The organism is Leptospira ryugenii (genome assembly GCF_003114855.1).
GTDB classification, from domain to species: Bacteria; Spirochaetota; Leptospiria; order Leptospirales; family Leptospiraceae; genus Leptospira_A; species Leptospira_A ryugenii.
The window spans coordinates 588,525-612,864 of record NZ_BFBB01000003.1 but is presented as its reverse complement, the minus strand read 5'-3'; the positions used below and the strand labels follow the sequence as shown (position 1 = coordinate 612,864).

Sequence of the window (24,340 nt, the reverse complement as noted above, 5' to 3'; positions counted from 1 at the left end):
TTTGATTCGCTTCTCTAGTTCAACCGACAATGTTAGAAAAATTTCCATTTCAGTTCAATAAATTTACAAAAATCGTTCTAATCCTTTATTGACAGTTTGTTCGAAAATGCAAAATTTCCACGGGCGTACGTTCCCAAATGATATGACGAAGCTATTTTTACTTTTCTTTCCAAGCAAATTCGGTTCCTCTGACGGTAAGCATGAGTGAAGCCCCCGATAGCCAAAATGAGCCATTTGCCTGGAGCAGGGAGGCTTCCGCGTCGGATCCAGAGCCAAAACACGAGGCCAAGGTACTCGTTCCCATCCTGGAATTGCCGAAAAACCGAGCTAGGTTCTCCCCGAGCTCCCTTGCTATCCTAGAAGAACTACGAGTACGACACCGCCGGATGGAAATGCATGGGAGTGCAGAAATTTCCCCCTCAACTTTGCTCACTGTAGACCAGATCCCGGAGGTTCTACACAAAGAGGTGCAACTTCCTGAAACCCACAAAACACAAATGGCAATCTCAGAAGCCTTAATTGAACTGAGCGATAGTCGTAACCATTTTCAAGAGAGAGCTGTGTATTTTTATCCCTTTTTTTTGCGGACGGAAACAGGCATAAGCATTCGGATCGCAATGATGGCTCCGCAAAACAAGGATAAAATGGATATGACTCCATACCGCCGAGCTTGCTTTAAGTATTCACTCGACTTGTTTGGCATTGTGTATAAAAACTTATCTAACCAGGAGCCTTTTCTAGATGATAAAAATCCCGGCAAATCTCTCTTAAGCCGAGATGCCAATGGCAATTTATTTTTAGATTCTTTTTTTTATTCTTTAGAAAGGGATATCAAACACATAACAGAGAGAGGATTTTCTCCTTATTTTTCATTTGAGATACCTGATTTTACACAAGACTTCATCCAATTTGGCAAGGAAAACAAACTCATACTCGAAATTGATGAATCCTATCATATCGTTGTACCTGCAAACAATCCGGTGGAAATTTTAAAAAAACATTTAGTTGCCCAACTTGATGGACTAATGTCATTTAGCGCGCATTATCTGGTTAAGTTTATAAAAGAACACTCTCTCTTGCGTTTTTTGGATATTTGGGAAGACTTGGAAAAGAAAATAGGCAATCAAAAAGAATCTTTGCTGTCCCAAACTTGGGTCTTGGCGGATGATTTGGTGCGTTTTATCAAAGAGTTTCCGTTTCCAGAAGATCCTACAGTTGATTGGTCAAGAGTCCAAGAAACTGCTGAGAGGTCTGCTTCGGTTCTCGAAAGGTTGTTGGCGGAGATTCAAAAGAAAGGAAAGGACATCGCAGAAGAAAAGTACAGAGAGTTTTTTTTCAGAATGAAAACCAAAATTTTGGATCATACCTCAAAACAACTTAGGCTACTTAAAATTAATTTATTAGATGAAATTTCAGAGATTCATTTTGCAAATCCTGAAGAGAAGGAAAGTTTCTCTGTACGTTTGATGAATGATATCAAATCTATGTTTGGTGCCGTACTGGAAAAAAACGAATTTGACCAATGGTTGGTTTATGCAATTGACCAAAGGTATTTGCGAGATGTGGAAGCGAATGTCCAAACAAATCTCAGCAAAGATCCCGATGCTTTCCTTGACCAAAAGAGACTCACTCAGATTCGCGAAGAGCTAACCAAAAGAAAAGACAGTCAGCTAGATGTTTTATCTGAAACGATCCCACAAGCTAGTTCTGAAGCAGAGGAAACCCAAGCCGAAGATAAATCCAATAACTTACAAACAAAAGGTGGATTGCTAAACCAGATGCATTTGCCTTCCGGTTTGATCGTGGCAATGGCAGGATCTTTTGGTTCCACGCTTACTTCGCTTTTTACAAACCAAATGGAGATTCTTTTCCAAGGTGTTTTGCTTAGTTTGGTGTCAGGATTTACCGTTTCCTATCTATATCCTTATTTTTTACCAAAAAAAGAAGCCCTTACCAAGTCATCTGCGAGTCATCTGCAATCAATAGAACGAAATATGGGTCTTCACAAAGCCATTGAATCTGTTTTATTCCCCAAAAAATATAGTCAGATATTTGAAAGAGTCTTTGATACAAAGAAACTCAGATTTCAATTGGAAGAAAAGATGGATGAAATCCTCTCTCTTTTACCAAACCAGGAAAAACAAAAAGATAGACGAAGACTACTGAACGATATCGAATCTGCTGCAGCTCAAATCACAATTATGATCCGTATCCCGGAAACTCTTTTGGTGAGAGGAAGGTCTCGAGAGTTTATCGTATCAAAGAATGATATGAAGACTGTCGTATTCCGAGACAAACTATCAGAACACTTCCGAAAGGAAGCTTCCGTTTATAAGTCAGACCCTGATATGATGGCCTATCTGAATTTTATTATCAAAGAAATTGATTTTGGTTATACGAAGTATCTCAAATGACCAGAATCAATGGATCATATGGTAGACTTCTTTCATCTCTTCTCTGAGTAGTTTCATTTTGTTGGGTACATCAGGATGTAGTTTGTCTTCAGTGTTTAAAAGATAATTTTCCGGTCCCATTTCTTTGATCATCATTTTGGTCTGCCAAGTATTATCCTGTGGCATGTTGATATCTGACAAAAAAGTATAGTTTCGTTTGATTTCAGGTTTGATAAAATCAAGAATGGAATTGAAGTGATGGTCGTTGTAAATCTTTTTGCCATCTGCCAATCTAGTATAGCCTCTAACAACATAATCGATGTAGACAACATCGCATTCAAAGGCTTCAAATAAATAATTGATTGCATCCAAAGGAATGATTTCACCACAAGTTGAGATATCAATATCCACACGGAAGGAGCAGATGCCATCTGGGTCAGCCGCGTCAGGATAAGTGTGAACTGTAATATGGGATTTGTCCAGGTGCATGCTCACTTGGGCTGTTGGAATCGGATATCCACCGCCTTTAACGTCACTCATTAAGACCATAGAAGAGGCACCGACTGGATCATAGTCTTGGGCAGAGATGGCGAGAATATTGGCATCAATCAGTTTTACGATTTCTGTAGAAATCTCTGTAATCTTTGAGGCATTGTATTTGTCATGGATGTAACTCACATACTTGGATTTCTGTTCGTCATCAAGAGTGATGCAAAAGTCGTACAGATTGAAGCTGAGAACCTTGGTAAGGTTGTTAAATCCTGATAATTTAATCTTCTCTTTGTCCATTTTTACCCCTAAGTGCAAGAATTCGTAGGTAGCCTATATCACAAGGAGAATTTTCAGTTCTCAACCACACAGTCCACATAGTATTGTAGCTTCCCATTTTCATCTTCTTCCTGGATCAAACCATGGATATCTGTCTCAAAGCCAGGAAACTTACTATTGAAATCTCTTGCAAATTTTAGATAACCAACTATGGTTTCGTTGAAGCACTCACCTGGAATCAATAGAGGAATACCGGGTGGGTAGGGAGTGAGAAGAATACTAGTAATCCTACCTGTGAGGTGGTCAATGCTCACTCTCTCAATTTGCCTATGTGCCATCTTTGCATAGGCTTCGGCAGGAGGCATTGCAGGTACCATGTCCGAAAGATACATCTCGGTTGTTACACGAGCGATGTCATTTGCCTTATAGACAGCATGGATTTGGTCACTCAGTTCTCGGAGTCCCATCCTTTCATATTTTGGAAACTTAGCGACGAACTTTGGCATGACTCGCCATAAAGCCTTGTTGCTATCGTAATCATCCTTTAACTGCTGTAATTCGGTAACCAAAGTATTCCAACGTCCTTTCGTAATCCCTATCGTAAACATAATGAAAAAAGAATATAACCCTGTCTTTTCGACGATGATACCATGTTCAGAAAGGTATTTTGTTACTATGATGGCTGGGATGCCGACTTCATCAAAGTTTCCATTCATATCCAGACCTGGAGTGATGATAGTTGCTTTGATCGGGTCTAACATATTGAAACCAGCTGCGAGAGCTCCGAATCCATGCCAACCATCCTCAGCGCGGATCATCCAATCCTCACGGTCTCCAATCCCTTCTTCGACTAGATAGTCCGGACCCCATACCTTAAACCACCAGGAATCCCCAAACTCTTCGTCTACTTTTCGCATCGCTCTTCTAAAGTCTAATGCCTCTGCAATAGACTCTTCAACGAGTGCTGTTCCTCCTGGTGGCTCCATCATACTTGCGGCCACATCACAAGAAGCGATGATCGCATACTGAGGGCTAGTGGAAGAATGCATATGGTATGCTTCATTGAATCTATGGCGGTCCAACTTCCTTGTATTTGAATCTTGGACAAGGATTTGCGATGCTTGGGATAGTCCAGCTAACAATTTGTGGGTGGACTGGGTCGAGAAGACTAGCGAATTTTCTGATTTTGGTCTATCAGGACCTATGGCATGCATGTGTTTGTAAAATGAATGGAAACTAGCATGAGGCAACCAGGCTTCATCGAAATGCAGCGTATCTATGGAATCCCCCAGTACCTCTTTGATCATATCAACATTGTAAAGAACCCCATCATATGTAGACTGGGTAATGGTCAAAATTCTAATTTTTTGGTTTGGGTTTTCATCAAAGGCTTGTTTGGCGATAGGGTTGGAGGCAATTTTACGTCTAATTTCATCCGGTTGGAACTCGGAGAGAGGTATCGGACCGATGATACCATAGTGGTTTCGAGTCGGCATAAGAAAAACGGGGATAGCCCCTGTCATGGTAATTGCGTGTAGGATAGACTTATGGCAATTGCGATCCACAAGTACAATATCTCCTGGGGCAACTGTAGCATGCCATACCATCTTATTTGAAGTAGAAGTTCCATTTGTAACAAAGAAGAGATGGTCTGCATGGAAGATACGAGCGGCATTGTGTTCACTCGCAACCACTGGACCATTGTGGTCCAAAAGTTGTCCCAACTCGTCTACGGAGTTGCATACATCTGCGCGTAACATGTTTTCTCCGAAGAATTGGTGGAACATATGCCCTACAGGGCTTTTTAAGAAGGCCACCCCGCCAGAGTGACCCGGGCAGTGCCAAGAGTAGGATCCATCTTGTGCATAATCAGTAAGTGCTTTAAAAAAAGGAGGCATCAAACCTTTTAAATAGGTCTTGGCTTCACGAATGATATGCCGTGCCACAAATTCAGGGGTGTCTTCAAACATGTGAATGAAGCCATGCAGTTCTTTCAAAATATCGTTAGGAATGTGGCGGACAGTTCTTGTCTCTCCATACAGAAAGAGCGGAATGTTGTTGTTGCGGAAGCGAATCTCCTCCACAAATGCACGGAGGTTCTCCAATGCAGATATGGCATCACTCGGACTAGAAAATTCCTCATCATCAATTGATAAAATGAAAGCAGATGCACGGCTTTGCTGTTGAGCAAATGAGCTGAGGTCTCCGTAACTTGTGACACCTAAGACCTCCATTCCCTCGTCTTCAATACTCTTTGCGAGAGCACGAATCCCAAGTCCGCTTGTGTTTTCCGAGCGGAAATCTTCATCTATGATAAAAATGGGGAATCGAAATTTCATTTATAACTAACCTCTAAAAGAGTAAAAACTGATTGGGAATCAAGGTCATTGAAAAAACAGCTTCCCGAATTGCAAAATCATTTAATTTTTCAGGGAAGCTTTTTTTGGGGAGTGTTTATCTGGAAAGAAACCATTTTCCTTCCACCAAACTTAAGTAAAGCGGTAAGGAAATGCCATCTTTGGCAGTGAGAACGTCACCTGCTTTAGAATTGGTAAGCAATAAAACTTTTCCATCACATAGCACTGTAAACGTGAGATCTTTCGTATCCAATTTCCAGCTTGCACCCGTCATTTTAAGGAGAGATTGTATGTCCTTTTTGTCAGATTTAGGATCCGTTGGATAGTATCTTGCAAGTGAAGTGTCTTCCAATTTGAATTGGAAGTAAGGATAGATCGAGTCAATTTTCTTTCGGTTGAGTTCTTTATGTAGTGATTTAACCCATTGTAAGGCACTTGACTGTAACTCAGGGTTCAATTGAATTTTCTCTGCCTTCTTCCAAAGCAAGCTGGGAGGTAAGAAGGGAGGATCGAATTCGAATGTTTGCCATTGGGAATCAATGGAGCTTGATGATTCAGTTTTGGTTTGATAGGAATATACGACTTCGCCCTCGCTTGGGAATTGTCCCTTCTGTGCAATGATAAAGGAAAATTCTGCGCTGGGTTCAAAACCTTTTCTTTGTTTTCCATCTTTTCTCGGAACCAAACGGAGTGAGATTGTATTCTTTCCGGGTAGAATCCATAGATTGAGGTCAGCTTGACCTTGCCCATCTTCCTCGGATACTGAACTTCGGATTGCATAACCGTTTAAAAGCAAATCCATATCTACATTTACGTTTTTGTATGTGATTGTATAGAAGCCTTCTTTTGACTTTACGGTTGAAGTCGGAATCTCCAGGGCAAACAATGGAAAGGCAAAGCAGAGAAATAAAAGGATACGAACGAAATGCAGAATCATACTCCCTCCAAAAAAGATATGGTTATCAATATTCTCTTTTCGAAAAACGCTTTCCATGGAAGGATCAATTTTGTGAAGAATCAAATCCTTTTTCTATTCTGTATTTTGTTTTTGCACTGCCAGAGAGAGAGGCAAGTTGAGTTTTTTTTCCCGAGTCAACTTCCCAGCGAGGAGCAAATCAAACGAACACTCGCCATTTCTTCTCACAGGGAAATCTTGGTAGAGCTAGCCACTCAAAAAGGATTCACACTAGATGCTTGGAAAGAGGAAGAAAGGATGTTAGTCCGAGACCAAGATATACAAAGGTATTGGCTATTCGAAAAAGAGAAAAACAAAAAAGGATTTCTGGACGGAGATCATGTTGATTCGTTTCGCAAATCGTTAGTTATACGATTGGTTTGGGCTCGTATTTTCCGCACGGCAGGGATCGAGATCTTGCCTGATGAATTTGATCTTAGTCTTTTGCATCGATTGGATGTAAAGAATACTCCCAACTTGAATGTAAAAAAGCCAAAATGGACCATCATTGAATGGAGCGACTATGCCTGTACTTTCTGTAAGCAGACATTTCCCTATACTAAAGAAATCATCGCCAAACACCCTGGCCAGATTCGTTACATAAAAAAAGCCTTCCCACTGGATGAAGAATCAAAAGAAGGAATGAGCCTACTTGCCCTCTCCCAATGTTTGTGGGAAAAAGATAAAATTCATTTTTGGGAATCATCCGCTCTACTGTACATAGAGAACCAGAGAATTAGAAAACGTGAATATTCCGTCCATCCCGATTGTAATTTGGATTCTTTGTCCGAAGTGTATTTTCATCAAGTCAGGAAGGATTTGAATGAAGCAAAGGCCTTTGGTATTCAGTCCATCCCTACCTTTTGGATCAATGGGAGGTGGGTAGTTGGGGCCCTCAATGTGAAAACCTGGGAAAAGACCTTGGAGCAAACCAAACCTTAAAAAAATATTGCTATTTTTAGAATAGGCATTTTTCTTTTCAGACACAGAAAGGAATACAATGAAATCCAAACTACTTAAAGTGCTTCTATTCACTCTAATCGTGCTTTTTGGTACGAATTGTGGCAAAAAAATTAGTATATCAATGGTGACTTCGACTTCAATGGACAATGGCTTGCCATTTTTGGTGTTAGCTGGGAAAGAATGGAAGGCAGAGCCAGGTGCTGAATTTGTGAAACTACATTTTTATGCAGATGAGCCATTTGTGCTGAGCAAGGTTTCCATTGAATCTTGCTCAGGTTCCTTTAAAGATAGAATTGCTGCCTATGTAAATTTCGATGAAGTATACGCAAGTACTGATGTAGAAAAATCAAATTCAGATGTAGTATTTGAACCTGCTGTGAGTGCACGTTCCCTTACACTTAACTTCCAAAGAAATACAGATATTTGTTTAAAATCTGTTGCCTTTTATGATGAAAAACAAAAAAAATACAGGCCAATCATACCAGAGATTGTAACGGCAAAAGTAACGGCTTCAGAAACTGCATCGCCTGAAACTAGTTATTCTGCGATGAACCTTTTTGATTCCAAATATGAGAATGGTTATGCGACCGCCAAAGGTGCCGTCGGAGTAAGTTTACAATTTGACTTTGATTCTAAACAAAAAATTGACCAATTAAAGATTTGGAATGGATACCAAAGATCAGACGTCCACTGTATTAAGAATGGAAGGGTAAAGGAATTTACTCTTACTGGTGACGATGGATACTCAGAAACAGTGAACATTGAAGATGCAATGGGCAGCCAAGAAATTAAATTAACAAAACCTTTCTCTGGCAAAAGCTTAAAGCTCACAGTCAACTCGATTTATCCAGGATATTCAGAAAAGGGTTTTGTGATATCAGAGCTTCGATTTGGGAATGGAGGGGATTGGATAGCAGTCGATACACTTGCAAAGTCACAAGCAACCGCCAAACAATACTTTGCAGACTTTACGGCCGCATCTTTGCGCAATGTGCTCAATCGTGGGTTGACAGGCGGGGAGGCAGTGGAACCAGAAGTATCCCCTGTTACCGATATGCCAGCTGGGGCATCTAGCGAAGTACCAGTCGATGCACAATTTGAAGCACCCAGTTCCTCTGATTGGACACTTCGTCTGCGTTCAGATGGAACTTTCTTTTTGGAAGGAAGTACGGCTCGTACAAATTATGATGCTGGTGAAGAAAGTTCTAGAAAGTTTTATGGCATGGGCAATTACCAGGTAACAGAAAAAAAACCTGGACAAATTGATATCCGCATCTTTGGATTTTTAAGAAAGCAAACCTTTACTAGTTTTCTCGATTATGGTGAGGGTGATTGCAATGGATGTGGGAGAGACTGCAATAAAGTCAAAAATGCTGATCCTGATAACACGGAAAAGATTTTCCAGGAGCATGTGAGCTTGAAGGTTGTAGGCAACAAATTTTATCTGATCAATAAAAAAACAACACAGAACTTAGATTTCTCAACATTAGAATTAGGTTTGGAATAGACCTTGTTTCCCTATTTCATACGGTTCTTGTGCCTTGTTCTCATGTTTTGTTTTGCCCATTGTGGAAAAACAGACAAAAACGCAGCACAAGAACTAAGTCTAAACGAACCAAGTAAGGCCAAACAGGTTCATATTCAAATTTCTTGGGAATATTCACAAATCCCATTGAAAATGCAAATCTATGAACCATCTGTCGGCCAAGCCTTAGATCTTTGGACAACTGGTTCCGTTACTGATGCAAAACCAAAGCCTTTCTCTATACCCATCGAAGATTCAAGTTTTTGGATGTCTCCCGGTTCAAAAAAACAATTTGTCCTCGTCATGAAGAATGAAAGTGATAAAGAAATTTATTTCTTTGCAGCTCCTCACCAGGCCTTACCTGTAGAACATAGCTTTGGTTTTAAATTCAAATGTCTATGTGTGAACCACGCCTTCATTGTCCCTCCCAAAGAAACGTGGTATCGTGTCGTGGAATTAAGATTGTCGCCTGAGTTTGTTGGAGATCGGCTTTCCATCACACACCACATCATTGGTATGAGCAAAGAGAGGATGTTCGAATTCAAAAAAGGTGCCAAGCAAGAGCTTCACAACGAGATGGATTGATGATTCCGACTCTAAGAAAGTTGATTTATGCAGGGGTTACAGAAGAACGTGACCCCGAATCTAGCCTTCGGATTCAATTGGCAAACATATCCGCTCTGCTTGCAATTTCATCGAATATCCTTTATAGCATTCTTTTTTATAGCTATGATTCTCTGGGTAAGTTTTTAATCCCTGCAATCAATACCCCGTTTGCCTTCATTTTATCTTATGCGATCTATTTAAACCATAAACATTATTACACAACGTCCAGAGTTCTGATCCTTTCCTGTATTCCGTTAGTTGTTTTTTTAACAACCTACCTTTTTTACGGAAATTTATTGGGCGCTCATTATAATTTTTTGCTCATTGCACTTTTACCGTTTTTGGTTTTATCTTATAAACATAAATATTTAATCTTAGCATATTTTTTATTAAATTTATTCTTATATACATATATTGGCTTCTTACATGAGCCTCCTTATCTCACGCCCGAGAGCCCATTTTTTGATTTTAGAGTGAGAGAGTCCTTCCAGATCAGCTCTGTTGCCTCTTGTTTTTTGATTCTTGCTGCCGTACTTTTTTACTTTCTGAGAAATACAGAAAGAAATCAACAAGAGATCAAACGAACCAATCTATATAAAGAAAGAATCTTTTCTATTTTAGCTCATGATCTAAAAGGTCCCATAGGAAGTATGGGTACTTTTTTGTCTATCTTACTGGAATCTTGGAAAAAATATTCTGCAGAAGAGATTACAAATTCACTAAAAGAACTACAAAAAAATGCAAACCAAAGTTATGTTGTCTTAGAAAATCTTTTGGAATGGGTAAAGAACGATACCAAACGCTATCATTTTATTCCTGAGCGAGTCGGATTGGAGCAACTGTTACAAAACTCTTTAGAGTTGTTTTCAGTGATCGCACTCGAAAAAAAGATTCATTGGGACATTAAAGTTGCAAAGGAACATATTGCCTTTGTTGATGAACGGATGATGGCCTCCATTTTTCGCAATCTTCTCTCGAATGCGATAAAGTTTTCTCCTATTGGAGGAAAAGTGGAAATTGAATCCAAAGACTTAGGCCACCAAACAGAAATTTCATTTTTAAATGAAGGAAAACCAATCCCCTTGTTTGTCCAAGAAGCAATCATGAACCGCCACCCAATCAAATCAGAATTTGGAACGATGGGGGAAAGAGGAACTGGCATAGGTTTACTTGTCAGCTATGAATTATTGCTTGTCCAGTCTGGGGAGTTTTGGATAGAATCGAGGGAGGGTTATGGGACAAAGATGATCCTTAGATTACCGAAGGGATCCTAAAAGGAATATGTAAATGGTGATTTCCCTCTTTTCGAAGTATTTGAACTGGCTGAATGCAGGTGTTCCTAAGAGAGAAAAAGAAACTTATCCTCGTTTAACGGAAAATTCCGAGACCAATTTAACAGGTTTATTTGTTATTGGAGATTTAACGGGTGTTCCGCTCCTCAAACTTGCGGTTAAAAGTGGCATAGAAGTTTGGAAACATACCTATGAAAACAAATCGGAAGACTACGATGCAATCATCATAGGTGCAGGACCAAGTGGTATAGCCTGTGCGATCGAAGCAAAAAGACTTGGAAAAAAATGCAAAGTTCTGGAATCAAATGTTAGCTTCCAAACGATACTAAGCTATCCAAAAGGAAAGCCCATCTTTGCATATCCCGATGATCTCCAATTGGAATCTCCGATCGCTCTTACTGGCAAAACGAAAGAAGCCCTCCTTGCTGAATTGACAAATGTTCTAGATCAGGAAAGAATAGAGGTTGAGACCAATGCTAGAGTTACGAATATTACAAAAAACAAAAGTACGGGCGGGTTTGAAGTTCAACTAACAGATGGCATTCGCTATTCTTCAAAAAATGTAATTTTGGCCATTGGGAAATCTGGGGATCCCAAACGATTGTCTATCCCTGGGGAAGATTCCGCACATGTATTCTATCGTTTAATTGATCCAAAGGATACGAGCGACCATGATGTCGTGATTGTAGGAGGAGGGGATTCCGCCATTGAAGCTGCCATTGCTGCTGCCCCCTATGCTAAAACGCTACACCTGGTGTATAAGGGAAAGGAACTGGTTAGGCCAAAGGTGGAAAATCTAAAAGCATTTCAGAATTTGGTAGCTGAAGGAAAGATTCAATTTCATCCAGAGGCCAAGATTTCAGAAATCAAATCAAACTCCGTGGTCCTTCTCCAAGCAGAGAAAGGTAAAAAGATCCTCTGTAGCCAAGTCTTCATCCTTATTGGATCAAAAGCTCCCATAAATTTTTTACATCAGATTGGCATCTTAATGGAAAACCAATGGTCAAAATGGGAATACTTCGGATTGGTTTCCGCTTTAAGCTTTGCCTCATTTTTTTATTTTGGTAAGGCATCCTTCTATACCGGTTTTTTTGCGACCCAGATTGCAAACTTTTCGTTATTCATTGGATTCATATCTTTATTACCTACCTTATATGGCATTTCTAAAACTCTCCTCTGGTCAAATCAGTGGACTATCTTTCGAAATGTTTACCTGTCATTTGTATTACTCTACTTTACATATACGTATGTCTCTTCGAAATTCTTTGGAGTTCATTTCTTATCAAAACTTCCGAGCTTTCATTATACTTTTCTTTACTCGCTGACAATACTTGTCTTTGGCATTCGAAGGATGTATATTCGAAAAACCGAATATATCGCATGGCAAACGTCATGTTTGATTTTTATCCAAGTCTTTTTCTTATTCCTGCTTCCTGAGATAATATTTCCTTATTTAGGAAAGAATGGATTTCTGGGTGGCCCAGATAGTTTTGTGAACACTCAAATTTTTCCAAATGGGGCCTATTGGAAGGCTTATGGATTTATTTTGCTCTGGCCTTTGAGTATGTCAGTTCTCTATGATGGGTCTCTCACATACTTTTGGTTAGTATATGGTCTGACGACAACTTTTGTCCTTCTTCCGATCTTAGTTATACGATACGGAAAAGGAGCCTATTGCGGTTGGATTTGTTCCTGTGGAGGACTGGCAGAAACATTGGGTGATGAACACAGGCAAAAGATGCCACATTCCAAGCTTGCCTACCGATGGGAGCATTCTGGACAGATCATACTAGGGCTCGCATTTTTATTGACTCTTGGTAAATTAAGTTCGATTTACTTTTGGAATCCAAGTGATTCTCAAAGTCAGTTAGGTATGTTTGTGGATTCAGTAAAATGGATGTATGACTTGCTTGTGGATATTGGATTGGCAGGGGTGCTCGGAGTAGGACTTTATTTCTTTTTTTCAGGTAGAATTTGGTGTAGAATGTTTTGCCCGCTTGCAGCGCTTATGCATATCTATGCAAAATTTACTCAGTTTCGAATTTTTGCAAAGAAAGAAAAATGTATATCATGTAACATTTGTACAAAAAACTGTCACCAAGGGATAGATGTGATGTCTTATGCCAACCAAGGTAGACCTATGGACAGTGTACAATGTGTTCGATGTTCCGCTTGTGTATCTCTCTGCCCAACGGATGTCTTGTCCTTTGGTCGTTCTACTAATCAGGGGATTTTCTTCGATACGCTTCAGGCAAAGAATTCGTAAAAAAACAACGGTGCTATCCATTGCAGATTGATCAATTTAAAGGGCTAAGTTCTGAGGAAATTCCAAATATTCGAAAGGTGTCGGGTTGGAATGAACTTCGGCAGCAAAAAGAAAAGAATGTTTTACAGAGCCTTTATGATATTTTAAAGGAACCAATGGTCTTTCTATTGGTCTTAATTGGACTAATCTATACTCTCATTGGAGATTTGGGAGAAGCAATGATTCTATCTGCATCAGTGGCTCTCATTGTGATTATTACATTCATCCAAGAAGGCAAAACGAGTAAAGCATTGAAAGCTTTAAGAGAGATGGCAAGCCCAAGATGTATGGTAATTCGGGACGCAGCCATACAGAGATTGGATGGCAGAGAGTTGGTGCCTGGAGATTATATCCTTCTCAGTGAAGGTGATCGGATACCTGCTGACTCAAATATTGTAAGTACTCAGCATCTCAAAGTTGACGAGTCCATTCTTACCGGAGAATCCATCTCTGTTACCAAGAACAGGGCCGATACCATTTATTGCGGAACCTTGGTTGTAAATGGTGAAGCTGTCTGCGAAGTTAAATCCATCGGAGAATCTACAGAAATCGGTAAGATTGGAAAAAAAATAGCTGAAGAAAATCTGAATAAAACTCGATTGGAGTTGGAAGTTGAACAAATTGTTCGGATAGTATTTATCTTTGCAATGTTACTTTGTTTGGGTCTAGCTTTATATCTTGGTGTATCAAAGGGAGATTGGCTGAAAGGTATCTTATCAGGTTTAACTCTTGCCATCGGAATCCTTCCAGAAGAACTTCCTCTAGTATTAACCATCTTTTTCGCCTTTGGTGCCTATCGTTTAAGTAAAAAAAATGTCTTAACTCGTAAAACACGTGTTATTGAAAGTTTAGGTACAGCAACGATACTTTGTACTGATAAGACTGGCACCTTAACACAAAATCGTATGAGCATTAAAAAAATCCATACTTACGGTTCAGGTGACTCGAATGAAGAGGAAGGTCATTGGAACGAGAGCTCTAAGCATATAGTATTTGTCGGTGCACGTGCGAGTAAAGAGTCGGGGCTAGATCCCGTTGATCTTGCATTTTTAGAAGCAAGAAATAAATTTAAATCTATAAACTTACAAAATGAGCCTGTTCTGCATTGGCTGAAAGATTTCCCAATTACTCAAAATATTTTAGCATTTGCATCTGTTTACCAACATAGAGACACTTTATCCATTTTTGCGAAAGGAGCACCAGAGACTATCCTAAGCCTATCTCAATTGGATGAAAAAGAGAAGCACAACCAGTTAGCAATTGTAAATCGAATGGCAAAAGAAGGGTATCGCATTATTGCTGTTGCCAAAGCGATACAAAATTCTCTGGCGATACCTGAAGAACTGCATGACTTACAATTTGAATATTTAGGCTTCGTAGGTCTTGAAGATCCTATTCGCGAAGAGGTACCAAATGCGATTCAAAGAGCATACCAAGCCGGGCTAAGAACGATAATGATCACAGGAGATTTTCCAGAAACAGCCAAACACATCGCAAGAAAGATTGGTCTCAAAAATCCAGATTCTGTATGCACAGGCGAAGAGTTTAGAAGCTTAAGGGAAGAAGACAGTATCCAGACAATTTCAAATGTAAATATCTTTTGTAGAGTAAGCCCAGAAGATAAATGGCAGATTGTTAAGATTCTAAAAGGTTTGGGTGAAGTAGTCGCAATGACAGGGGACGGTGTGAACGATGCACCGGCCTTGAAGACAGCAGATATCGGCGTTGCTATGGGAAAAAGAGGAACGGATGTGGCAAGAGAAGCCTCAGATTTAGTGCTTTTGGACGATAGTTTTTCCTCAATACTCTCAGCTGTTGAAGAGGGGAGGCACATTTTTCATAATTTAAAAAAGGCATTGGCTTATATACTTGCTGTTCACATTCCAATCATTGGATGTGCATTTTTACCCTCTTTACTTCATTTACCATTTCAAATCCTTTCTGCGGTTCATATCGTATTTTTAGAGATGATTATAGATCCAACGAGTACTTTAGTCTTTGAAAGAGAACCCGTCGAAGTATCAGAAATGAATAAACCACCCAGGAAATCCACTGAAACTTTATTTGATAAGTCACTGTTTTTAAATGCATTGGCACAAGGCTCGATTTCGCTGATTTCCATCATGTTAGCATATTTTTATGTACTGAAGTATGAAGCGAATGTTGAGGATGATCCTCTTATCATTTCAACAGTTTGTTTTTATACTTTGGTTTTCACAAATCTTTTGTTAATTATGGTAAACCGAAATTCGAATTTAGCGTTTTGGGAAACATTCCGCGTACCAAACTCCGTATTGCCCATAGTAGTCATGGGTACTTTATTTTCTTTGTACTCTGCTATCTACATTCCAGTTTTACAAAAGATTTTCCATTTCGCTCCGCTAAATCTCAAAACGATTGCCTTTTGCTCTTCTATCTCCATACTTACGATTGTAGTATATGAACTACGAAAAATTATTTTTAGGCGCAAAGTTTAGTCTATACAGGTTTTCGATTTAGGCAAAATCTTGCAGTAAGATATGATCGATTTGCTCTTTCCAAAAAAGTATTCTGCGCTCTGTCTCAAATCTGCTTTTTTCGGTTTTTTTGCTCATACAGGCTTTGTGCGAGGGCTTTCTGAGATTGGCTTTAAACCCAGCATTGTCACGGGTTCGAGTTCTGGGGCACTGATAGGCGCATTGTATGCAGCGGGTATCGAGCTCTCAGAAGTGGAAAGGATGGTTCTCTCATTAAAAAAATCTGATTTTTGGGAAGGTAACTCGTTTACTCAATTGGGAAGATTTTTTAAAAAAGGTTGGAAGGGCTACAGTGGTGTTTTAACAGGCCAAGCCACTAGAAATCTTTTAAATCCTTATCTCGGAGGAAAGTCATTTTCGGATTTACCTGTCCATTTAGGAATTGCTGTATCAAATTTAACAAAAGCTAAACGAGAGCTGATAACAGAAGGCAATGTTTTGGATGCTGTTATGGCATCTATTGCATTCCCATTTTTATATGAAGTACAAACGTTTAATAATAGTGAATTCTTGGATGGCGGTATCGGCGATAGTGAGCCTATAAAAGAACTGATCTTAGATCCAAGTATAGATAAAATTGTGATCCATCAGATCAATAACAGCCGCCCCATCAGTAAAAGTGTTATCAAACGAGCATTTGATGCTTCAGTATCCATTATTGAATCCGAAACAGAAGATTTAAAAACACTATTGGCAAAGGAGAAAGGCAAACGATTGATTCGATTGGAAACACAAACACCTTATCTTTCTCCTAACGACTTCTCGCTTGGCAAATTTGCGATGGCTGAGGGTAGGGGAACTGCTTATAAGAATAAAGAATTGATTTTAGCAGAGAATCAATTCTCGCTCTTTCCGTTTCCAATCTAAGCATCCACATGCTTCGTTATTTACAAAAAAAGAAAATCTACCTTTTAGGCGGAAACGAAGGTCTCATTTCTTCTATTAAATCTCTACTTGATCTCCGCGTTTGGTCATTTTGGGAGGAAAGAGAAAAAACCTTAGACCATATCCATTCTGAAGACTTAGGCATTATTTTACTTTTAGATCCAATCGCAATCGATACCATCAATCTTCTAAAACAAAACCATCCTAACAATCCATTGATTTTGATCTCTCAAAATGACCAACCTGTTGATAGTATCTCTCTTTACCATGCTGGACTTACAGATATTGTTATGCAAAGCAATTTGAATCGTTTGCCCCTTATTTTAGACCGTACATGGGAAATTTATGAAACACTGAAGCAACAATCTAAAACCTGGGATATGTTGGTGCATAGTGAAGAGATCATAACAAGATCACAAAAATTAGCTAAAATCGGTCACTTTGAATTAGATATTCCTGATGGAAGAATGTTCTGGTCATTGGAAATGTTTAATATATTAGACTATTCTTATGCGTTGACTCCAGAGATCTCAAAAATATTCGATTTGGTAGTAGGCGAAGAAAGAAATGAACTCCTTGAAATCTGGGAAAAATTAAATCTGCGTGCAATGACTTATGAAAAGCAGATACAAGTGCAAACTACGAAAACGAATAAGTACATTCACATAGTTATAGAAAGTGAATTTTTAGGTGATCAGAGGATTAAGATATTCGGTACTTTGCATGATATCTCCCAATACAATCAATTGGAAGAGGCAAGGCAACTTAATGAACAACTTTTTACAGGTTTATTTAATAACTCATCACAAATGATCATTCTTCTAGATGAGATGGGCAAAGTTCAGAAAATGAACTTACAGTCTCAAAAAGTTTTCAAAATAGATGAAAATAAAACCATAGGTCTAGATTTCGTTCAATCAATTTTCCATTCATCTGCCGAGAAAGATAAGCTTGTCTCAAGTATATTAGAAACTTGGAAAAAGGGTAAAACAAAATTGTTTCTCACCTATCCACAAGTAGGCGAGAAAACTCTTTTTCTCGATTGCGATTTGTCGATTGTAAAGGATTCCCGTGGTAAAGGACTTTATCTGGTTTTTGAGGCGAAAGATATAACGGAAAAAATTGATCTTGAAAGATTATATGGGCAAGCTCAAAAGATGGAAGCTCTTGGTACATTTGCTAGTAGTATTGCACATGATTTTAATAATCTTTTGACCCCTCTCTTGAATTACTCCCAAATCCTAAATACTACTTTAAAAGAAGACTTGCAGCAACAAACGATGCAAAAGTTAATCAAAAGTCTAGACCAAGCAAAGTCTTTGGTATCACAAATATTGGATTTTGGAAGAAAGGATTCAAAGGATTTAATTGCACTCGACTTGAACCAATCCATTGTTTCTTTTCTCGCAGAACAACCTTCTGCTAGCCAGGTAAAAATCATTTATTCGCACGAAGCAGATATTCATGAAGCCTGGGTATTATCCAATTCTACCTATACCTTCCAGATTCTCTCCAATCTATATGAAAACGCAATATTTGCAGTTAAAGAAAGAGAAGAACCGCTTCTAAAAATTAGCCTTAGAAAAATTTTGACAAAGAATTTGGAACTAATCCCATATCCCTTGTTGCCAGGTGAGATGTATTACGAGTTATGTTTTGAAGACAATGGCATTGGCATTCCCAAAGAAAATTTGAATAAGATTTTCGAGCCATTTTTTTCAACGAAAGGAAAGGACGGAACAGGTTTAGGATTGCCCATAGTTTATGGGATACTTCGAAATCTGAACGGATATATCCATGTAGAGAGCGAACTAAATTTAGGTACAGCTATCTATTGTTATTTCCCAGTTTTGAAATAAACAGTTTCACTTTTTTTTGAGATCAATAGCAAAGATTGTAATATCATCATCGGCTCTTTTGTATTTAGAAAATCTAAACACTTCTCCAATCACACGATCACAAAGTGATTGAGGGTCTAGATCCATATTTTCCATCAATAGAGTTTTGAATCTCTCATCACCAAATAATTGATTGGTGGAAGGATCTCTTGCTTCTAATACGCCGTCGGTATACAAAACAAATTTTCCTTCGTTTGGAAGTTCTGATTCATACTCTTCCAACGTCAATGGTATAAACTCTGTAATAGCCTTGCCTTTCGAATTTATGTAGAATGGCTCTTTGTCTGATCTGAGTAATATCACCGGATGGTGACCTGCATTTGCAATTTTAAATATATTCTTTTCTGGATTGATATAAAGAAAAACAGCACTTAAGAAGTGACTGGAAAGATTCTCCTTTAATGAGAGGCGGATCCTTTCTGCAGCTTTGGCAGGTTTATCCAGTTCGTCGGCCCAAAGTTGTAGAGAAACCTTTGTCATACTTGCAATCATAGCCGCTGCAATGCCATGTCCAGAGACATCACAAAGAAAGATGCCAATTCCCTTTTCATCCTCTAGGAATTGAACAAAATCACCTCCTATATCCGAGGTCGGTAAATAACGAAATCCTATCGGGAACTCCTTTAGATGTGATCGGTGTTTAGGAAGTAAATCCTTTTGGAGTTTTTTAGCAACCTTCAGTTGTGTATCCAACTCTTGTTTATCTTCATATTCCTTTCTAAAATCACTTACCCTCAACATAAGTGCGATTGCGAGGAGCATGATCATAATGGCGGCACCGAACGGCAAACTATAGGAAGCAACAGCGAGTGGTGAAACCCAACCTTGAATCGTTGTTACATTAATGCCGGCACCAATCAAAATAGAACTCAAAGCAAAGAAAAAGAGATAATTTTCTGCACGTTTGGGATACTTTACGATGGAATAAATGGATAGATAAATCCCCCACAGGATAGGGAGAATTACAATTTTGACTGCTGTATCAATGTAGGTTCGAATATCGATAAACAAAATGCTTGGCATCAAAAGTAGCATAAGTCCAATCTGAGCACCGTTAATTCTATAATGTGTCTGACCATGTTTTTCCAGATCCAAAAACTCAGCGGTAAACAATAATCCAAAGATACCAGTGAGGTAGATTGAGACAGGAAATAGATAATTCTTCCATTCATGCGATGTACCTATCTCTATGTACTGAATGAATCCTGTAGAAAACAGAGTTACTAAAATGACTGAGCCAAGATAAAAAAAGTAAAAGAAGAATTGTTTATATCTGAGACTATAAGATAGAAAAAGAGAATAAAAGAACATGAGAGCACCCGCTCCAAAATAAGCAGCAAAAAATATATCGCTTGTTTTGGAATATTCAAGAAACGATCTGGATGGGTATACCGATACGAACGAGAATAAGGGGTTTTCTGATTCCATTTTTACATAGAGTGTCTTTTTTTCGCCAGGGGTAAGTGTAAATGGGAAGGTTGGGATATGGGAAAACAATGGTTTATCTTTCATAAAAACCTGTTCACCAGTTACCATTTGTAACCATCTCCCTTGGTTCTGATAGTACACTTCGTACCTATCGATCACTGGGCTTGAAAATAAGAGATAAAAAGTCTCTGGTTGTTTGCCTGCATGTTCCAGTTGGATTCTGAACCATGCAGTCTCCTTTACATTCGGTAAATGAATTGTGATTTTATCGTTTTGTTTCCAATTTGACTCTTGGTTTAGGATCATTTGCAAATTAGAAGCACTTGTAGGTAAAATTTGATATTCTATCGCTTTGCCGATGTTAGCTTTTACCTGAGATTCTTCAAGAAAAACGGTTTCCGAAGAGATATTTGAGGCACAACAAATGAAAAATAATAAGAGTATCCTTTTCATTAATAAGAACTCCCTGCGCCTCCTCCGCCAGAACTTCCGCCTCCCCAAGACCCACTAGAACCACTGCTTGACCAAGAACTCGACCCGCTACCGGAACTAGAAGGCGGGGATAATTTCGTTGTATATATTCGAACGGAAGATTGGTGTTTGCAATGAGCACAGTTTGAATTCACAATCTCTTCACCTCCATGACTTTCCGTAGCAACAGAAATAACCGTTCTACTCACCTCACGAAAGGTTTTGTAAGAACAACGTGGGCATCCGGAGGCCGGGGATTCACCAGAATACTTTTCTTTTTGGGTATGTTGGCAGTTTTTGCAATACCAAATATCGTAATCCAACGATTTAATCTTTTCCTCAGTTATTTCTCCGGCATCTAAGTACGCATTGTCCTCTTTTTCATTTAATTTAATCATTCTGTTTCCACATCGTCCGCAACTTCTTGGATTTTCTCTTAATCTTTTTAAGATCCACCCATTTGCTTTTAAAAGTAGGAAACCGAAGGGTAAAATTTGTAAGATAGACCAAAATGATTCACTCTCATAATATTCGGAATAGGAGATAAAGCCAACGGCAAAGATTGTGGCAAGCCATACAATCCATCTGCCAATATGAAGATAAGATTGATAAAAAGCGAACTTTCCGATAGGTAAAACAGCAAGAATGGAGCCTATGAATAAAAAAAGTAGTGAACTACCCAAGGCGTACCAGTAAGTTGCATACTCTTTCGCACTTTGGAAGGGAGAAGAAAGATGTCTTTCAAAAATTCCAGGTACTGGTTTTAGCGTCACCAAACGATCACTTTGCGATAAATAATACTCCATAGAATTGTCATTGAATTGTTCTTCCATCTTGGGTAAGATAAGTTTTTTTTCTAAGCTAAGATTTGGCATTTTCAAACAACGAATGAGTGAATGCACGCCTAAAACTAGACCTAATGAGAACCGACCTTCTTTAAAGTTGGGAATCACATGTGTTTCTAAAATCCTTTTGGCTATGATATCTGGGATAGCACCTTCATTTCCATACCCTATTTCGATTTCCACCCGCCTTTGGTCTGCTATATGTAAAACCAAAATTCCGTTCTCTTTGCCCTTTTTGCCTATCTGCCAATAATTAAACAGCCTTACCGCAAAATCTTTGGGTGATTCCTCGCCAATGCTAGAAAGTGTAACAACTGCTATTTCAGCACCTGTCTCTTGCTCTAAATTTCCAATCAATGCATTCAGTCTAGCCTCCGCACCTGAATCTATCAGGTAACCGATCCCATCCAAAACCCAGCCATTGCTCAACCGAGGATTGGGAATTGAGCTTAGGTCCAGACTTTCGGAAAAGAGGGAGCTAGCCAGACAAGAAAATAGGAGAAAGAGAATGAAAAGGCGGGGCATGCCTTATTTTCGCAGAAATCGCCTCGATCTCAAAGCGAAATCAGCCTTGTCTGCATTTTTCTTCTTGAAAAAAGAAGGAAATCGAAGAAATTAGCAGTCTAAGGCTTAGAGTGCTAAAAAAAGGAGCCATATATGAAACAATTTGATTCTACTGTCCAAGGAGCCTTGGATATAGCCCAAACGGATGCCATTCGTAGGAAGAATCCGGAGATTTCTCCTTTGCACCTTTTTCTAGGCCTACTTTCACATCCTTCGTCCTTTTCTGCGAGAGCTCTGGCAAAGTACCGAGGCAGCGTGGATACTTTACTTTCGAAGCTTCCCAGGTCTACCACTGATATCTCCTTCGAGAATTTGCGCACCTCCGGGAAACTCGGTCAATGGATAACGATGGCATCTGGGAGGGCTGCAGAAAATGGGAGAGAAGAGATCAAAGAGTCAGATCTTTTACGCTATCTCCCGGATATCTTACCGGAGCTGAAGGTTAACATTGATGATTTGCAAGTAAAGGAAACGGACCAAGAGATTCCTGATTTTCTTTTGAATTTGAATGAAGAAGCCAAAGCCGGGAAATTAGACCCGGTGATTGGAAGGACGAAAGAAATTCGCTCTGTCATGGAAATTTTAGGTCGTCGTAGTAAAAACAATCCTGTGTTAGTTGGTTCTGCTGGGGTAGGCAAAACTGCCATTGTTGAGGGATTGGCTGATCAAATTGTAAAAGGCAAGGTGCCCGATGTTCTCAAAGGAAAGACCGTATATTCCCTTGACATGGGTCAACTTATGGCGGGCACAAAGTACCGTGGTGATTTTGAGGAAAAGATACAACACCTACTTAAATTTGTAAAATCTCGAGCGGGTGAGGTGATCCTTTTTATTGATGAAATCCATCAATTGGTAGGCGCTGGAAGAACAGAAGGAGCCATGGACGCAGCCAATTTAATGAAACCTGCATTGGCTAGAGGCGACTTACATTGCATAGGTGCAACAACACCTGAAGAATTCCAAAAGTACATTTTAGGTGATGCAGCACTGGAAAGGAGGTTTCGCTCTGTTCCAGTCAATGAACCTTCAAAAGAGGATGCTATAGAAATATTGATGGGGATTCGAGATAAACACGAAATCCATCATGGGATTAAAATTTCTGATGAAGCGGTCTATTCTGCAGTATTTTTATCTGACCAATACATTACAGATAAAAATCTTCCTGACAAAGCTATTGATTTAATCGATGAAGCAGCCTCAGCTCTAAAATTATCTGCTGAAGCTATGCCTGCACCGTTAGTGGAACTGGAAAGTGAAATTCGTTCCAAAAAAATCTATGCCCAAGTTGAAAAAAAGAATGAAGATATCTTAAAGGAGATAGAAATCCTTGAGAAAAAATTCAATGAAGGCAAGGCTGAATGGGAAAAGGAAGTCAATTCTTTGAAACAAATGGCCTCCATTAAAAACAAAATCGAACGAGTGAAGTTTGATTTAGAAAATGCTGAATCAAGAGCGGATTATACGGAAGCTTCTCGTTTAAAATTTGCCGTATTGCCTGAGTTAGAGAAAGAATTAGGAGCATTTCAGAATATCTGGATATTGGGTAGGCCTCATGTTGCAAGTGTGATTTCACGACAAACAGGCATACCAGTCGAAAAAATTTTAAAAACAAAACAAGAGAATATACTAGATTTGGAAAATCAATTGAACCAAGTCGTATATGGACAAAAAGAGGCAATCAAGGAAATCGCGGAGACACTTCTGACAAGTTATGCGGGGATTTCCTCTGAGAATCGACCTTTGGGTTCCTTCTTGTTGAAGGGGCCTACCGGAGTTGGAAAGACAGAAACAGCAAAAGCACTGGCTAAGTATCTATTTGATTCGGAATCTAACATGGTTCGCCTAGACCTGTCAGAATATTCTGAAAAACATTCCGTAGCAAAACTCATTGGATCACCTGCTGGATACGTTGGATACGAAGAAGGAGGTATCTTAACGGAAGCGATTAGAAGAAAACCATATTCCGTCGTTTTGTTTGATGAGATTGAAAAAGCACATCCAGACTTTGCCGATATTCTTTTGCAAATTTTGGATGATGGTAGATTGACCGATAACAAAGGAAGAACAATTAACTTTCGAAATACGATTGTGCTTTTGACCACAAACTCAAAAGATATCCATTCAGATTTTAAACCCGAAGTTTTAGGAAGATTGGACTCGATTCTGACCTATGCCTCTATTGACTCTTCTATCATGGAAAAATTGATTGAGAAACAGGTAGCTCTTCTAAATGAAAGGTTAAAATCCAAAGGGATCATAATTAAACTTTCAGAAAGTACGGAACGTATTCTTTCTGAGCAAGGTTATGACCCAAAATTTGGTGCAAGGCCTTTAAATCAGGTTTTCAATCGCATTGTGAATCGACCTCTTTCCAAAGAAATCCTGGCAGGCAATATTGCCGAAGGAACCTATTTGGCAGATTGGAATGAAAACAATTTGAGTTTTAAATTGCAGAAAGGCAGCCTAGAACCAAATTTAAGTTAATGAAAGGAATTGGGAATTGGGAATAGGCAAAGGCTTCTTTGTCTATTCTCAAAAACACCAAAATTTAGAAAATTCGCTAGCTCCA

At 39.1% G+C, this 24,340-nt stretch carries 15 protein-coding genes; 10 read left to right on the top strand and 5 right to left on the bottom strand.

What is annotated here, in order from left to right; all coding sequences use genetic code 11:
- Positions 1-200: 200 nt before the first annotated feature.
- Positions 201-2,414 carry a ligand-binding sensor domain-containing protein gene (locus DI060_RS07275; RefSeq protein WP_108975211.1) on the top strand — a complete coding sequence of 738 codons (2,214 nt, stop codon included), beginning with the start codon at positions 201-203 and terminating at the stop codon, positions 2,412-2,414.
- 6 nt (positions 2,415-2,420) lie between these two features.
- Here the strand turns inward: DI060_RS07275 and speD are convergent, their stop codons facing one another.
- The 3 genes from speD to DI060_RS07260 form a co-directional block, all read right to left on the bottom strand.
- On the bottom strand, positions 2,421-3,182 hold the full coding sequence (gene speD / locus DI060_RS07270; protein ID WP_108975209.1) for an adenosylmethionine decarboxylase: 762 nt from the start codon (positions 3,180-3,182) through the stop codon (positions 2,421-2,423).
- Positions 3,183-3,235: 53 nt separating this feature from the next.
- On the bottom strand, positions 3,236-5,500 hold the full coding sequence (locus DI060_RS07265) for an arginine/lysine/ornithine decarboxylase (protein WP_108975207.1): 2,265 nt from the start codon (positions 5,498-5,500) through the stop codon (positions 3,236-3,238).
- Positions 5,501-5,615: 115 nt separating this feature from the next.
- The gene (locus tag DI060_RS07260) at positions 5,616-6,455 is read right to left on the bottom strand and encodes a hypothetical protein (RefSeq protein ID WP_135355012.1); all 840 of its coding nucleotides are present in this window, start codon (positions 6,453-6,455) and stop codon (positions 5,616-5,618) included.
- Between DI060_RS07260 and DI060_RS07255 the strand changes: the two genes are divergently transcribed.
- From DI060_RS07255 to DI060_RS07220, 8 genes are read left to right on the top strand one after another with little or no spacing between them, the layout of a single operon-like run.
- On the top strand, positions 6,444-7,415 hold the full coding sequence (locus tag DI060_RS07255) for a DsbA family protein (protein WP_108975203.1): 972 nt from the start codon (positions 6,444-6,446) through the stop codon (positions 7,413-7,415). The two genes, DI060_RS07260 and DI060_RS07255, sit on opposite strands and share 12 nt — an antisense overlap.
- Before the next feature lie 58 nt (positions 7,416-7,473).
- A complete protein-coding gene (locus DI060_RS07250) occupies positions 7,474-8,943 on the top strand; it encodes a discoidin domain-containing protein (RefSeq protein ID WP_209451996.1) in 1,470 nt (489 codons plus the stop codon).
- Positions 8,944-8,946: 3 nt separating this feature from the next.
- Positions 8,947-9,546 carry an LIC11469 family lipoprotein adhesin Lsa20 gene (gene lsa20, locus DI060_RS07245; RefSeq protein ID WP_244594304.1) on the top strand — a complete coding sequence of 200 codons (600 nt, stop codon included), beginning with the start codon at positions 8,947-8,949 and terminating at the stop codon, positions 9,544-9,546.
- Positions 9,546-10,841, top strand: a complete 1,296-nt coding sequence (locus DI060_RS07240) for a sensor histidine kinase (protein WP_108975201.1) — start codon at positions 9,546-9,548, stop codon at positions 10,839-10,841. The genes lsa20 and DI060_RS07240 overlap by 1 nt, the downstream gene beginning before the upstream one ends.
- 13 nt (positions 10,842-10,854) lie before the next feature.
- Positions 10,855-13,125: an NAD(P)-binding domain-containing protein gene (locus DI060_RS07235; RefSeq protein ID WP_108975199.1), complete on the top strand. Its 2,271-nt coding sequence runs from the start codon at positions 10,855-10,857 to the stop codon at positions 13,123-13,125.
- Positions 13,126-13,145: 20 nt separating this feature from the next.
- A complete protein-coding gene (locus tag DI060_RS07230; RefSeq protein WP_108975197.1) occupies positions 13,146-15,641 on the top strand; it encodes a cation-translocating P-type ATPase in 2,496 nt (831 codons plus the stop codon).
- Positions 15,642-15,683: 42 nt separating this feature from the next.
- The gene (locus tag DI060_RS07225; RefSeq protein ID WP_108975195.1) at positions 15,684-16,547 is read left to right on the top strand and encodes a patatin-like phospholipase family protein; all 864 of its coding nucleotides are present in this window, start codon (positions 15,684-15,686) and stop codon (positions 16,545-16,547) included.
- 8 nt (positions 16,548-16,555) lie between these two features.
- Positions 16,556-18,424 (top strand): two-component system sensor histidine kinase NtrB, encoded by a 1,869-nt coding sequence (locus tag DI060_RS07220; RefSeq protein ID WP_108975193.1) that lies wholly within the window; start codon positions 16,556-16,558, stop codon positions 18,422-18,424.
- Positions 18,425-18,430: 6 nt separating this feature from the next.
- On the opposite strand, the gene DI060_RS07215 is transcribed toward DI060_RS07220, so the two are convergent.
- Both DI060_RS07215 and DI060_RS07210 read right to left on the bottom strand, forming a co-directional pair.
- The gene (locus DI060_RS07215; RefSeq protein ID WP_108975191.1) at positions 18,431-20,344 is read right to left on the bottom strand and encodes a SpoIIE family protein phosphatase; all 1,914 of its coding nucleotides are present in this window, start codon (positions 20,342-20,344) and stop codon (positions 18,431-18,433) included.
- On the bottom strand, positions 20,344-21,732 hold the full coding sequence (locus tag DI060_RS07210; RefSeq protein WP_108975188.1) for a TPM domain-containing protein: 1,389 nt from the start codon (positions 21,730-21,732) through the stop codon (positions 20,344-20,346). Before DI060_RS07210 ends, DI060_RS07215 begins: the two co-directional genes overlap by 1 nt.
- A 132-nt stretch (positions 21,733-21,864) precedes the next feature.
- On the opposite strand from DI060_RS07210, the gene DI060_RS07205 reads away from it, so the two are divergent.
- Positions 21,865-24,255 carry an ATP-dependent Clp protease ATP-binding subunit gene (locus tag DI060_RS07205; protein ID WP_108975186.1) on the top strand — a complete coding sequence of 797 codons (2,391 nt, stop codon included), beginning with the start codon at positions 21,865-21,867 and terminating at the stop codon, positions 24,253-24,255.
- The last annotated feature ends 85 nt before the right edge of the window (positions 24,256-24,340 follow it).